This window comes from Erwinia sp. 009765445 (assembly GCF_058137865.1).
On record NZ_JBYUWC010000013.1, the window covers coordinates 103128 to 115682 of the forward strand.

13 protein-coding genes are annotated in these 12555 nt (G+C 56.1%); 2 read left to right on the forward strand and 11 right to left on the reverse strand.

What is annotated here, in order from left to right:
- Positions 1–118: 118 nt before the first annotated feature.
- The 6 genes from AC3Y5R_RS15510 to prmB are packed head-to-tail and all read right to left on the reverse strand — an operon-like array spanning position 119 to position 4709.
- Positions 119–400, reverse strand: coding sequence for a YfcL family protein (locus AC3Y5R_RS15510; RefSeq protein ID WP_158782540.1), 282 nt, complete (start codon positions 398–400; stop codon positions 119–121).
- 30 nt (positions 401–430) lie between these two features.
- Entirely contained in the window at positions 431–976 is a 546-nt protein-coding gene (locus AC3Y5R_RS15515) for an elongation factor P hydroxylase (protein WP_489922089.1), read from the reverse strand.
- A 54-nt stretch (positions 977–1030) separates the two neighbouring features.
- A complete protein-coding gene (locus AC3Y5R_RS15520; protein ID WP_158782538.1) occupies positions 1031–1834 on the reverse strand; it encodes a sulfite exporter TauE/SafE family protein in 804 nt (267 codons plus the stop codon).
- 10 nt (positions 1835–1844) lie between these two features.
- Positions 1845–2669: a penicillin-insensitive murein endopeptidase gene (mepA, locus tag AC3Y5R_RS15525; protein WP_489922090.1), complete on the reverse strand. Its 825-nt coding sequence runs from the start codon at positions 2667–2669 to the stop codon at positions 1845–1847.
- 4 nt (positions 2670–2673) lie between these two features.
- Positions 2674–3759, reverse strand: a complete 1086-nt coding sequence (aroC, locus tag AC3Y5R_RS15530) for a chorismate synthase (protein ID WP_489922091.1) — start codon at positions 3757–3759, stop codon at positions 2674–2676.
- 17 nt (positions 3760–3776) lie between these two features.
- Positions 3777–4709, reverse strand: a complete 933-nt coding sequence (prmB, locus tag AC3Y5R_RS15535; protein WP_489922092.1) for a 50S ribosomal protein L3 N(5)-glutamine methyltransferase — start codon at positions 4707–4709, stop codon at positions 3777–3779.
- A gap of 163 nt (positions 4710–4872) precedes the next feature.
- Between prmB and smrB the strand changes: the two genes are divergently transcribed.
- Positions 4873–5424 carry an endonuclease SmrB gene (gene smrB / locus AC3Y5R_RS15540; protein WP_489922093.1) on the forward strand — a complete coding sequence of 184 codons (552 nt, stop codon included), beginning with the start codon at positions 4873–4875 and terminating at the stop codon, positions 5422–5424.
- A 34-nt stretch (positions 5425–5458) separates the two neighbouring features.
- Here the strand turns inward: smrB and sixA are convergent, their stop codons facing one another.
- From sixA to AC3Y5R_RS15560, 4 genes are all read right to left on the reverse strand, one after another.
- Positions 5459–5941, reverse strand: a complete 483-nt coding sequence (gene sixA / locus AC3Y5R_RS15545; RefSeq protein WP_489922094.1) for a phosphohistidine phosphatase SixA — start codon at positions 5939–5941, stop codon at positions 5459–5461.
- 170 nt (positions 5942–6111) lie between these two features.
- Positions 6112–8271 (reverse strand): fatty acid oxidation complex subunit alpha FadJ, encoded by a 2160-nt coding sequence (fadJ, locus tag AC3Y5R_RS15550; protein ID WP_489922095.1) that lies wholly within the window; start codon positions 8269–8271, stop codon positions 6112–6114.
- On the reverse strand, positions 8271–9581 hold the full coding sequence (fadI, locus tag AC3Y5R_RS15555; RefSeq protein WP_489922096.1) for an acetyl-CoA C-acyltransferase FadI: 1311 nt from the start codon (positions 9579–9581) through the stop codon (positions 8271–8273). Before fadI ends, fadJ begins: the two co-directional genes overlap by 1 nt.
- Before the next feature lie 174 nt (positions 9582–9755).
- Complete coding sequence (locus AC3Y5R_RS15560; RefSeq protein WP_158782531.1) at positions 9756–10052, reverse strand: YfcZ/YiiS family protein; 297 nt, start codon at positions 10050–10052, stop codon at positions 9756–9758.
- Between the two features lie 377 nt (positions 10053–10429).
- On the opposite strand from AC3Y5R_RS15560, the gene fadL reads away from it, so the two are divergent.
- Positions 10430–11713 carry a long-chain fatty acid transporter FadL gene (gene fadL, locus AC3Y5R_RS15565; protein ID WP_489922097.1) on the forward strand — a complete coding sequence of 428 codons (1284 nt, stop codon included), beginning with the start codon at positions 10430–10432 and terminating at the stop codon, positions 11711–11713.
- Positions 11714–11774: 61 nt separating this feature from the next.
- Here fadL and mlaA read toward each other — a convergent pair whose 3' ends face one another.
- Positions 11775–12536: a phospholipid-binding lipoprotein MlaA gene (mlaA, locus tag AC3Y5R_RS15570; protein WP_489922098.1), complete on the reverse strand. Its 762-nt coding sequence runs from the start codon at positions 12534–12536 to the stop codon at positions 11775–11777.
- Positions 12537–12555 lie beyond the last annotated feature (19 nt).

A 12555-nucleotide genomic window follows, 5' to 3' on the forward strand; every position in this document is an offset into this window, starting at 1 on the left:
GCGAATTTTGCGTCTTTATGAGCGGCGAGAGTTGCCTGTACCAGGCCCGGATTTACAGACGACCAGGTTCCCCACGCCAGCACCAGATTTACTGACAACATGGTTCTCCCCTCTTCCCTCAGGCTGACTTACGCGCCTGCAGGAACAGATTATCCCACATACCAATCACCAGCGCCTGGTCACGGGGTGAAAGCTCGCCCGCCTGAATGGCATTCTGCAAGCTGTTCTGTACCTGAATCTGCAGCGCTTCCGGAGTGTGCTCGCCGGACTGTTCAATCTCGGCCACTGCAAGCGTCAGATGTCCACGCAGATAGCCGCTGGCGAACAGCTCGTCGTCACTGGCGCTTTCCACCATGTCGTCGATCAGGGCCAGGATACGCGCTTCAAATTCATCGATCATAAAATTCCTTATCCGTTCCATTCCCCCTGGTCACAGATCTTCCGGCCAGGGAAACTGTGCCGCAGTCAGCGGGGGTGTTGAGTAATACTTGCAAAGTTCAGCGATAAAACGGGCTGGCCGGGCGGGAATGCCCTGCTCCAGCTGCACCATTACCTGAGCATGGACTTTACGCTGGAACGCGATGCGATCCGGCTCACAATCTCCATTGAGATTGTCACAACTTACGTTGAAGGGAAACCCCGCCGCAACACAAAACATCCACTCCAGCGCCTGTGGCTTCACTTCCACCACTTCAAACTGGCTCTGAGTCATAGCATCACGCCCGTCCGGGCAATACCAGTAGCCAAAATCGACCTGTTTACGCCTCTCGCTACCGGCAATACACCAGTGGGAAATCTCATGCATCGCGCTGGCATAATAGCCGTGAGCAAACACCACGCGGTGGTAATCCACTTCCTCATCGGCAGGAAGATAGATCGGTTCGTCGTCGCCTTTAATCAGGCACGTCTGAAAATCTACAAAAAAGCAGCGGTCAAAAATCTCAATCAGCTGCTCATAATGGTGTGAAGGACTCATTCATTTTCTTCTGTAAAAAATACCGCGCCAAATCCGTGGCGCACCAGGGTTATCTCAGCCCAAAAGGTGGTGGCACCATTCGGCTATTGCTGCGCCGTGGCTGTCATACAGCAGTTTGGCGCTCATCACCGCAGAGACTATCACCACCATCGGGCGGATCAGCGTCTGTCCACGGCTGAGCACCAGACGCGCCCCCAGCCTTGCACCACAGATCGCGCCAACCAGCATCACCAGCCCGGTCCCCCAGATGACTTTGCCGCCAAACATAAAGAATAACAGGCCGCCAAGATTGGAGGTAAAGTTCAGAACTTTGGCATGAGCGGTAGATTTAGCCAGGTTATAGCCGCACAGCGTGACAAAAGCCAGGGCATAAAAGGAGCCAGCGCCGGGACCGAAGAAACCGTCATAAAACCCCACGCAGCCCCCCGCGACCAGCGCAAAAGGCAGACCGTGCAGGCGACGGTGACGATCTTCTTCGCCAATTTTTGGCATCAGCAGAAAATAGAGACCGATGGAGATCAGCAGCAGCGGCAGCACCTGACGCAGCACGCCCGGCTGAACGTGCTGGATCAGCACCGCGCCGCTCACCGAGCCGATAAAGGCCATGGCGATATTCAGTCTTTGCTCGCGCAGATTGACCGCTTTACGCCGGACAAAATAGAGGCTGGCCGAGAAGGAGCCGCCAATGGATTGTAATTTATTGGTCGCCAGCGCCTGGGCCGGAGAGAGGCCCATCGTCAACAGCGCCGGTACCGTCAGTAATCCCCCGCCACCGGCGATGGAGTCAATGAATGCAGCCAGCATTGCCACAAAAAACAGCAGCCCGACCAGCAGCGGGCTGACAACAAACCAGTCCATTCTTCAGTCCCTAAAGCAGATGTTTATCCAGCAAAGCCTGGCAGGAAGGCGGCAACGGCGGCGGTGTCCGCTTCACTGGCGCACCGGTGCCAGGTTTTGGCGGCGCAAACCAGCTTTGCAGCTCGGCACCACAGCCATCTCCCGGCGGCGGTGCGGGTTGATCCTCACACTCCAGGCTGCCAGCCGGACAGCGCAGGCGAACGTGCATATGTGCACGGTGTCCAAACCACGGACGCACTTTGCGCAACCAGTCACGATCGGCTCCGGCATCAGCACAAAGCTGCTTTTTAATCGCCGGATTGACGAAGATACGTGTCACATCGTCATCTTTCGCCGCCAGTTTAATCAGGCTGTCAATCTCTGGCTGCCAGTGCCGCGCCACCACATTTTTTCCGTCTGCAGCGACCAGATCCAGCGGCTGCGGTTTGAGCAGCATTGCTGAAGTCCAGCGCGTTTTCGGCAGTTGCAGCCAGATATCCACATCCAGACCGGACTGATGGCTGGCATGGCCGCTGCTGAACCGTCCGCCTGCTGCCATCCCCATATCGCCGATCAGCACTTCACCCAGCTGCAGGTTATGCACCTGAGTGCTGAGGCGCTGAATAAACATGATCAAATCAGGGTGGCCAAAGTAGCGCCGCTGATCCTGGCGCATTACCTGATAATCCGTGGCGTCCAGAGGCAAAGGCTGCGCCCCAATGATACAGCCGTTGGCAAAAGCGCCAATCGCCTGCGGTTTGCCGCTTATCGGCTGACTAATGGACTGCCACGGCGTGGCGGCCAGCGTGGAAGCGCTTATTAACAGCGCACCCAGCGCCATCAGGGTCTTTTTCATCACGTTACCAGCGGGGAATATCCGTGTGGACGTCAGCGTTCTGAGCACGCTGGCGCAGTAAATGGTCCATCAGCACGATCGCCATCATCGCTTCGGCGATCGGCACGGCGCGGATCCCGACGCAGGGATCGTGGCGGCCTTTGGTGATCATTTCCACTTCTTCACCGAAGCGGTTAATGGTTTTGCCCGGCACGGTAATACTGGAAGTCGGCTTCATGGCGATGGTTGCCAGAATAGCCTGGCCGGTGCTGATACCGCCGAGGATGCCGCCCGCGTGGTTGCTCTGGAAGCCATCCGCCCGGATTTCATCACGGTGCTCGCTGCCGCGCTTGTTGACCACTTCGAAGCCGTCACCAATCTCCACGCCTTTCACCGCGTTGATGCTCATCAGCGCATGTGCCAGGTCAGCATCCAGACGGTCAAAAACCGGTTCACCCAACCCCACCGGCACGTGCTCTGCCATCACCGAAACTTTCGCACCGATCGAGTCGCCCTCTTTCTTCAGCGCACGCATCAGTTCATCCAGCGCCTCGATTTTGTCCGGATCAGGGCAGAAGAACGGGTTCTGTTCCACCTGGTCCCAGTCTTTCAGCTCACAGGCAACATCACCAATCTGTGCCAGATAGCCGCGCACTTTGATGCCGTGCTTCATCTTAAGATATTTCTTGGCGATAGCGCCTGCCGCCACGCGCATTGCTGTTTCACGTGCGGAAGAACGACCACCGCCACGGTAGTCGCGCAGGCCGTATTTCTGCTCATAGGTGTAGTCAGCGTGGCCAGGACGGAAGAGATCTTTAATGGCACCGTAATCCTGCGAACGCTGGTCAGTGTTTTCAATCAGCAGCCCGATACTGGTACCGGTAGTGACGCCTTCAAACACGCCGGAGAGAATTTTCACCTGATCCGGTTCGCGGCGCTGGGTGGTATAGCGCGAGGTGCCCGGACGCCGGCGGTCGAGATCGTGCTGCAGATCCGCCTCCGTCAGAGGAATGCCCGGAGGAACGCCGTCAACGATACAGCCCAGCGCCACGCCGTGGGATTCACCAAAGGTGGTGACGCGAAAGACCTGACCAATAGTATTACCTGCCATTATGACTCCTGAATTCTTTAATCTTTATAAATGCTGAAGTGGTGCTGTGCGTCGACGATCTGCTGACGGGTCAGCATAAACACGCCGTCGCCCCCATTGGCAAATTCCAGCCAGGTAAACGGCACGTCAGGGTACTGGTCGATCATATGCACCATGCTGTTGCCCACTTCACAAATCAGTACGCCCTCTACACTGAGATAGTCCGGCGCGCAGGCCAGAATACGGCGCGCCAGCTTGAGGCCATCTCTGCCTGCCGCCAGACCCAGTTCCGGCTCGTGGCGGTATTCGCCAGGCAGATCGCCCATATCGTCCTCATCCACATAAGGTGGATTAGTGACGATCAGGTCATAAGGGGTTTTCGGCAGCTCGCGGAACAGGTCGGCACGGATTGGCGTGACGTTGTGCTGCATGCCGTGCGCTTCGATATTTTGCTCGGTGACCGCCAGCGCGTCGGTGGAGATATCCACCACGTCAACTTCCGCATCCGGGAAGGCGTAGGCACAGGCAATGCCGATACAGCCGCTGCCGGTGCACATATCCAGAATAAGGTTTGGCTCGTGTGGCAGGATCCCCGCGAAGCGCTCGTTGATCAGCTCGCCAATCGGTGAACGTGGCACCAGCACGCGCTCGTCAACGTAAAATTCATGGCCGCAGAACCAGGCTTTATTGGTCATATAGGCGACGGGAATTCGCTCGTTAATACGACGAATAACACGTTCAACAATGCGGTGGCGCTCGCTGGAAGTCAGGCGCGCGGTGCGCATATCTTCCGGAATATCCAGCGGCAGGTACAGGGTGGGCAACACCAACTGAACAGCTTCATCCCATGGGTTATCGGTGCCGTGACCATACCAGAGATCGGCGGCGGCAAAACGGCTGACCGACCAGCGCAGCATATCCTGGATGGTGTGCAGCTCACTGACTGCCTCATCGACGAAAATTTTGTCCAAAGTGCCCTCCACAGGCCAAACTTAACTCGGCTGCTAGTTTGCCATGAAGCTGACGATAATTCAGCGCAGCTGCGTTAAAAAGGTGACATTTGTTTAACTGGTGGCAGAAGTCGGGGTAAACTGAAGGAATTATTGCTTAAATCGGTGCCGCAAGGAGAATCTGATGAGTAAAAAACAGCCTTTAAGCGCCGAGGATGAAGCCCTGTTTCGTGGACTGATGACCGGCACCCGCAAGCTGACTCAGGACACTATCGTCCATAAACCGGTGCGCAAAAAAATCACGGAAGTGCCACAAAAGCGTCTACTTTCCGAGCAAATGGATGCCAGCCACTACTTTTCCGATGAATTCCAGCCGCTGCTGGCCGAAGACGGGCCGGTGCGTTACGTACGCAGTGATGTCAGTCACTATGAGCTGAAGAAGTTACGTCGCGGCGACTATACGCCAGAAATTTTCCTGGATTTGCATGGCTTAACGCAGAAGCAGGCGAAGGATGAGCTGGGCGCGCTGATAGCTGCCTGCCGTCGAGAGCACATTTTTTGTGCCAGCGTGATGCACGGCCATGGCAAACATGTGCTGAAACAGCAAACGCCGCTGTGGCTGGCACAGCACCCTATGGTGATGGCTTTTCATCAGGCACCCAAGCTGTTCGGCGGCGATGCCGCGCTGCTGGTGCTGATTGAAGTGGAAGAGTGGCTACCGCCGGAACTGCCTTAGGAGGATGGGCCGGTATCTCCGGCCCGCTGAAGAACTACATTGCTTTTGCCAGCCTGGAAGGGCTGAACTGCCAGTCAAGTTTACCGCTGGCGTTATCAGCATCATAGTCGATACTGGCAATGGCAGAGGTGGCGAACATCGGCGGCGCTTCCTGCGGGCAGAGTTCAGATACCAGATAGCCCACCAGAGGCAGGTGGGAAATCACCAGCACCGATTTAACCCCCTCTTTCGCCAGCACCTGCAGATAGCAGGCCACCAGCGAGGGATCGCCGCCCGGCGTCAGTTCAGGCAGAACGTCCTGCCCTTCCGGCAGCGTCAGTGCTTCGCGCACCGTTGCGAGGGTTTGCTCAGCCCGCAGATAAGGACTGACCAGCACCCGCTCAATATCCACTGCCTGACCGTTAAGCCAGCTCGCCATCTGGCGTGATTCATCACAGCCGCAATGAGTCAGAGGTCTTACAGAATCACTGGCTGCATCTAAAGCCGCATCGCCGTGACGCATAATGAAAACTTGCATAATGCACCGCTGTTGTTAAACAAAAACGCCGGAAAAAACCGCTTTCCGACTCTTCATTCAGTGAATGAACGCTGTGTTGTACCCTAATGCCGGAAGTCAAGTCAACCGATTGTTTACTAAATAACCGCTTTCCGGAACTGTGCAATTGCTCCCTTTTTTGAGGAAGAAATCTAACCCCCTGAATCGTCGTGGCTATTATGCAAACCCACCGATTTGTAAAAGGTTTCCTGGCCGGAGGCCATTTGTCTCAGCCGCTCGCAGGGGGCAAAACGATCGCCCTGTGACTGCATCAGCCGCTCTAATGTATTCACTACCTGCTCCGCTCCCAGTTTGTCCATATAGCGGAACGGCCCGCCAAGGAACGGCGGAAAACCGATGCCAAACACCGCGCCAATATCGCCATCGCGAGCGGAACGGATTACCCCCTCGTCCAGCGTTCTTGCCGCCTCATTCAGCATCATCATCACGCAGCGCTGAGCAATATTATCTCCACTCAAATGACTTTTTGGTGTGAGGTTAAGCAGCTTGTAGAGGCTTGCATCCACCTGTTTTTTTCTGCCGGGTTTTTTACTGCCGTATAAGTAGAAGCCCCGACCGTTTTTTCGGCCTTTGCGGTTGTCATTCAGCACCGCATCAAAGGCCTCCGGTGCGCGGAAACGGTCGCCCCAGGCTTGCTCCAGCACCGGCATAATGTGCGTGCCAACGTCGATACCCACCTCATCCAGCAGCTGAATCGGCCCGACCGGGAAACCAAAGTCCACCAGAGCCTGATCGATGGTCTCAATCGGTTCACCTTCCAGCAGGCAGCGCATCGCTTCATTTATGTAAGGCGCGAGAATGCGGTTGACATAAAACCCGGCCTTATCTGCCACCACGATCGGGGTTTTCCCCTGTTTCTTCGCCAGTGCCACCGTAGTGGCAATGGTCTCTGCGCTGGTGCGGTGGTGAGGAATCACCTCGACCAGCGGCATTTTGTCCACCGGACTGAAGAAGTGCAGGCCGATAATGTTTTCAGGACGCTGCGCGTTGGCGGCAATATCACCTATCGGCAGCGAGGAAGTGTTGGAGGCGAAAATAGTCTGTTCCGGAGTATTGGCCTCCACTTCTGCGACCATTATTTGCTTGAGAAACAGATCTTCAAATACCGCTTCAATCATCATATCGCGATGATGAAAACCCTGATAATCCGTTCCGCCGCCAATCAGCGCCATCTGCTGCTGTCTCTGTGCTGGCGTCATCCTGCGGCGCCGGACGTTCTTGCTCAGCAGATCCCAGCTGTATTTCAGCGCATGGTTGATCCCTTCCGCCTTGATATCTTTGATACGTACCGGCAGCTTGCCGCGCGTGGCGGTGACAAAGGCGATCCCGCCGCCCATCAGTCCTCCTCCCAGCACTCCAACGGATTTGATCTCTCGTGGATCGGCATCAGCCCCACGATCTTTCTTCATTTCAGTGGTAGCAAAGAAAATGCTGCGCAGCGCGGCAGACTGCGGCGTCATCGCCAGCTGCCCAAAGGCTTTGGCTTCTGCGGCATAGCCTGCGCTGCGGCCCTGCTGCAGACCGGTTTTCACCACAGACAGAATCTTTTGCGTGGCCGGATAGTTGCCACGGGTTTTGGCCTGCGTCTGTTTTGCCGCAACGGTGAAGAGCAACGCATGACCGGCAGGCGCGTTTAGCAGACGTTCTTTCAGCGGTAATGTCTTACGGGGTTTACGCCCCTTCAGCACCATTTTCACCGCGGTTTCCAGCAGGATAGCGTGCGGAACGGCGTCTTCCACCAGCCCGATTTTCAATGCCTGCTTAGCCCGCAGCGTTTTACCGGTGAGGATCATATCGAGCGCAGCAGAAGCACCAATCAGCCGCGGCAGGCGCTGGGTGCCGCCCGATCCTGGCAGCAGGCCCAACTGGACTTCCGGCAGGCCCAGACGGGTTTTGTCATCCAGCGTGCAGACCCGCTGATTACAGGCCAGCGCCAGTTCAAGGCCGCCACCCAGACAGGCACCGTGGATGGCGGCAACCACCGGCACGGAAAGCGAGGCGATCTCCGACATCACTTCCTGTCCCTGCCGCGCCAGCTCTTCTGCTTCAAGAGCCGAGGTGCAGGAGTCGATCATGGCAATATCCGCTCCGGCAATAAAGGAGTCTGGCTTGCCGGAAATAATCACCAGCCCGGCGAGGTTCGGGTTACGCCGCGCTTCAGCAATCACAGCCCTAATCTGCCCGGCAAACTCAGCCTTCAGCGTATTTATTTTTTCATCAGGGACATCAAGGGTGATCACCCCAACGTTATCCAGCCGCTGGCTGAGCGTAAATGCAGATTGCTTCTCCATTATTCGGCCTCCAGAACCATTGCCGCACCCAATCCTCCCGCCGCGCAGGCGGTGACCAATCCCAGCCCGCCGCCACGGCGGCGCAGCTCGTTCAGCGTCTGGGTGATCATCCTTGCGCCCGTGGCAGCAAAAGGATGGCCATAAGCGATTGAGCCGCCCAGCACGTTAAATTTCTCTTCATTGATTTCCCCCAGCGCGTGGGAACGGTTCAGCACTTCGCGGGCAAAACGCTCATCGGCAAACATCTTCATGTTCGCCAGCGTCTGGGCGGCAAAGGCTTCGTGCATGTCGATCAGCGTCAGGTCGTTCAGGGTGATCCCGGCGCGATCCAGCGCCAGCGGGGAAGCATACGACGGCCCCAGCAACATATCCTGCCAGACATCAATCGCGGTAAAGGCGTAGCTACGCAGATAGCCCAGCGGCACAATCCCCAGCTCTTTCGCCCGGGATTCAGTCATCAGTACTACGGCAGCCGCACCATCCGTTAATGGCGTGCTATTGGCGGCAGTAACCGTACCGTGCTTGCGGTCGAAGGCTGGACGCAGTTTAGCGTAATCCTGCAGGCTGGACTGCTCGCGAACATTGTTGTCTTTTTCCAGTGCGTTACGCCACGGCGGCACAAATGCGGTCATCACTTCCCCGGCCAGCTTGCCCTCTTCCCAGGCTCTGGCCGCCCGCTGATGAGAGCGGTGTGCCAGCGCATCCTGTTGCTCTCGGGTGATGCCGTGGCTTTTCGCCATTTGCTCAGCCGTGTCGCCCATGCGCAGGCCGGTGGAGTATTCAGCCACGGCTGGGGGCACCGGCAGTAAGTCGCGCGGGCGCAGCTGGCTGAACAGTTTCATTTTCTGCGAGAAGGTTCTGGCCTTGCTGAGATCGACCAGCACGCGGCCCAGCGTTTTGCTGACGCCAATGGGTAAAACCGAGGAGGAGTCTGCACCACCAGCCATTCCGGCCTGAATGGTGCCCGCCAGCAGGCTTTCCGCCACGTTCGCCACGGCCTGAAAGCTGGTCGCGCAGGCGCGGGATACGCTGTAAGCGTCAGTGTGCACGCTTAAACCGCTGCTGAGCACGATTTCCCGCGCAATGTTCGGCGCTTCCGGCATCTGGACTACCTGGCCGAATACCAGCTGTTCAATAACTTCCGGCGGGATTTCACTGCGTGCCAGCAGCTCACTGACCACCATCCTGCCCAGCTCCAGGGCGGGAATGCCGTGCAGCGCGGTCGCCTGGCGGGCAAAAGGGGTACGTAAGCCATGGGTAATGGCGATGCGATCGCCCTGTCCGGTCTGCAAAGGTAACGCTTTGCGCATTCTTGTCACCTGTCATAAATCGGTAAACGGCATCATTGCCTGAAAGAGGTCTGACCTGTTCAGTGTTAACCAGATTTTTACATTTTGCACGGGAAGGAACAGAAAAATGCGAGAGCAAACACGCTTTGCGGAACAGTGAGTGGGAGGAACCCACTCACTGTGACTGATTGGGGATTAACGCAGGCCGAGCTGGAAAATCATAGTTTCAGCCTGGCAGCTGAAGGTGAAATCTGCTGTCAGCAACACGCCATCCGGCTGTTCGCTGAAGCGCGCGTTAATTTCGCAGGGTTCGGATTCAACCTGGCGGGCTTTCTCCGTCAGTCTGGTCAGCGATGCTTCCGCCTGCTGGCGGTCTGCGTAAAGTTGGCTCCAGGAAGCGGTACAGTCGGTGTTATCCATGATAGTACCGACATCCACACAGCAGCAGGCAGCGGTTTCATTAGCGCTGCATTTTTTAATGGCATGAGTCATGGGATCCTCCAGTTTGTCTGCGCAGGACGCGCCGACACTCAATTAATCATTCTCCACAGTTTACGCCGGAGCGAATTGCTTGTCCGGTAATCGGCTGAGTAAGCTGCACTAAGTGACGAATATCACAGTTAAAATTGATCTGAAACAAGTTAGACTCAGCACGGTGTCTTAGTATGCGCAGGTTTTTGTTAAGAAGATCTCTTTTTACGGATGATTTTAGAAATATTTATAAAACAATATTGCAACATCCTCACAGGTCAGACCTATACTGGGGCCACTGGTCTGATTTGTTAGCCGTATTTCAGCCCCTGAGCTCTTCGATCGCTTGTTACTTGATGTAACAGAGTTAATAAAAATCAGATTATGAGGTTGTGGTCATGAACCATAAAAACCTGTTTGCAAAGTCTGCACTCGCAGTGGCAGTGGCACTTGTTTCTTCGAACGTTTTCGCGGCTGGTTTTCAACTTAATGAATTTTCTGCCATTGGCTTAGGCCGTGCTTATTCCGGTGAAGGTGCAATGGGTGATACGGCAGCGTCTGCCAGCCGTAACCCGGCGACCATGGCCCTGATGGACCGCCCGATGTTCTCGGTTGGTGCCGTCTTTATCGATCCGGACGTCAGTATTGATGGCACCAGCTCTTCTGGTCAGAGTCTGAATGCCGATAATATTGCGCCAACACAGTGGGTGCCGAATATCCATTATGTTCAGCCCCTGAACGATCAGTGGTGGCTCGGCGCGTCCGCAACCTCGAATTATGGCCTGGCGACTGAATTTAATAATGATTACGCCGCCGGTCCTTATGCAGGCAAAACTGACCTGCAAACCGTGAACTTTAATTTGAGTACCGCTTACCGCCTTAATCAGCACTTCAGCTTCGGCGTAGGTTTTGATGCCGTTTATGCCCGTGCCAAGATTGAACGCTATGCCGGTGAATCTGGCCAGCAGCTGGGCATGCCTGCGGATACGCAGATTGCTCACCTGAAAGGCAATGAGTGGGGCTACGGCTGGAACGCCGGGATCCTGTATGAAGTGGATAAAGATAACCGCTTCGGTTTCACCTACCGTTCCGAAGTGAAAGTCGACTTTGACGGTGACTACAAGAGCAGCATCCCGGGTTACATCAACCCGATTAACCAGGCGATGAACCTTGGCCTGCCTTACGGCACCGGCGGCTCCACCATCCCGGGTTCACTGACGCTGAACCTGCCTGAGATGTGGGAAGTGTCCGGCTATCATAAAGTGGCACCGCAATGGGCGGTTCACTACAGCCTGGCCTACACCAGCTGGAGTCAGTTCCAGGAGCTGAAAGCCACCGGCAGCAGCGGACAGACGCTGTTCTACAAGAATGAGAGCTACAAGGATGCCTACCGCATCGCGCTGGGTACCTCGTACTTCTACGACGATAACTGGACCTTCCGTGCCGGTATCGCCTTCGATGACAGCCCGGTTCCGGCTGACCAGCGTTCCATCGCCATCCCGGATCAGGATCGCCTGTGGCTGAGCACCGGTGCCTCCTACGCATTTAACCAGGATGCTTCGGTCGACGTGGGGATCTCTTATATGCATGGCCAGCACGTGACTATTCAGGAAGGCCCTTACACCTTTAACTCTACCGGTAAAGCCTGGCTGTACGGCGCGAACTTTAACTACAAGTTCTGATACCGGTACAAAAATGCAAAAGGCCTGTCAGATGACAGGCCTTTTTTTATCGATGCGGCGGTTAATTCGAATCGATATCGTTGAGATCGCCCTGGATTGCAGCGGCGTTCGGGTTCTCCTGCGGGATCAGCTTGCCGTCGCTGGCAAGGAAGTCGTGACGCTGGAAATAAGCCGCGCGGGCAAAGGCATAAGGATCACCGGAGTTACGCAGCAGGGCATCGCTGTCCAGAAGCTGCGCACGGGTTTCCACCCCTTCCAGCGCCCATTTACCGGCCGTCATCCACCAGGTCAGCCAGCTCAGCGGCGCATACAGGTCATCCACCAGCCCACCAACATCTTCACGCGGAGTGAAACTGCCGTAGCCCGGCAGCTCAACATAAGTACCGTAACCCACGCCGTAGTTGCCCAGCGTGCTGCCAAATCGGCGCGGCTCTTCTTTCGCCAGCTTCGGGTTTGCCATCCCTGCCACGTCAATAAAGCCGCCCATCCCCAGAATGGTGTTCAGGAAGAAGCGGTTAAAGTGGATCATCGCTTTGTAGGGTTTCCCCTCCACAAAGTAGTTGACCATGGTGGACGGTTCGCTGAGGTTGCCAAGGAAATTACTCAGCCCGGTACGGGCAGGGATTGGCACATAATCGCGCCAGGCAACCGCCACAGGGCGTACCACATAAGGATCCAACACGTTGTAGTTAAAGTTGAACATTGAACGGTTGAAACCTTCAAGCGGATCGGACCTTCCCTGCGGCTGATCCGCCGTCTGCGAACTGGCACAGCCGATCAGCAGGACGCTGGCAAGCGTAACGCCCATCACGCGGTAGCTCATATCTGTCTCCCTGTAGTGA

What these genes read in the sequence shown, in the direction of transcription:
- AC3Y5R_RS15510 (WP_158782540.1), bottom strand. Translation starts at nt 400, where the DNA reads ATGATCGATGAATTTGAAGCGCGTATCCTGGCCCTGATCGACGACATG.
- AC3Y5R_RS15515 (WP_489922089.1), bottom strand. Translation starts at nt 976, where the DNA reads ATGAGTCCTTCACACCATTATGAGCAGCTGATTGAGATTTTTGACCGC.
- AC3Y5R_RS15520 (WP_158782538.1), bottom strand. Translation starts at nt 1,834, where the DNA reads ATGGACTGGTTTGTTGTCAGCCCGCTGCTGGTCGGGCTGCTGTTTTTT.
- mepA (WP_489922090.1), bottom strand. Translation starts at nt 2,669, where the DNA reads ATGAAAAAGACCCTGATGGCGCTGGGTGCGCTGTTAATAAGCGCTTCC.
- aroC (WP_489922091.1), bottom strand. Translation starts at nt 3,759, where the DNA reads ATGGCAGGTAATACTATTGGTCAGGTCTTTCGCGTCACCACCTTTGGT.
- smrB (WP_489922093.1), top strand. Translation starts at nt 4,873, where the DNA reads ATGAGTAAAAAACAGCCTTTAAGCGCCGAGGATGAAGCCCTGTTTCGT.
- sixA (WP_489922094.1), bottom strand. Translation starts at nt 5,941, where the DNA reads ATGCAAGTTTTCATTATGCGTCACGGCGATGCGGCTTTAGATGCAGCC.
- fadJ (WP_489922095.1), bottom strand. Translation starts at nt 8,271, where the DNA reads ATGGAGAAGCAATCTGCATTTACGCTCAGCCAGCGGCTGGATAACGTT.
- fadI (WP_489922096.1), bottom strand. Translation starts at nt 9,581, where the DNA reads ATGCGCAAAGCGTTACCTTTGCAGACCGGACAGGGCGATCGCATCGCC.
- AC3Y5R_RS15560 (WP_158782531.1), bottom strand. Translation starts at nt 10,052, where the DNA reads ATGACTCATGCCATTAAAAAATGCAGCGCTAATGAAACCGCTGCCTGC.
- fadL (WP_489922097.1), top strand. Translation starts at nt 10,430, where the DNA reads ATGAACCATAAAAACCTGTTTGCAAAGTCTGCACTCGCAGTGGCAGTG.
- mlaA (WP_489922098.1), bottom strand. Translation starts at nt 12,536, where the DNA reads ATGAGCTACCGCGTGATGGGCGTTACGCTTGCCAGCGTCCTGCTGATC.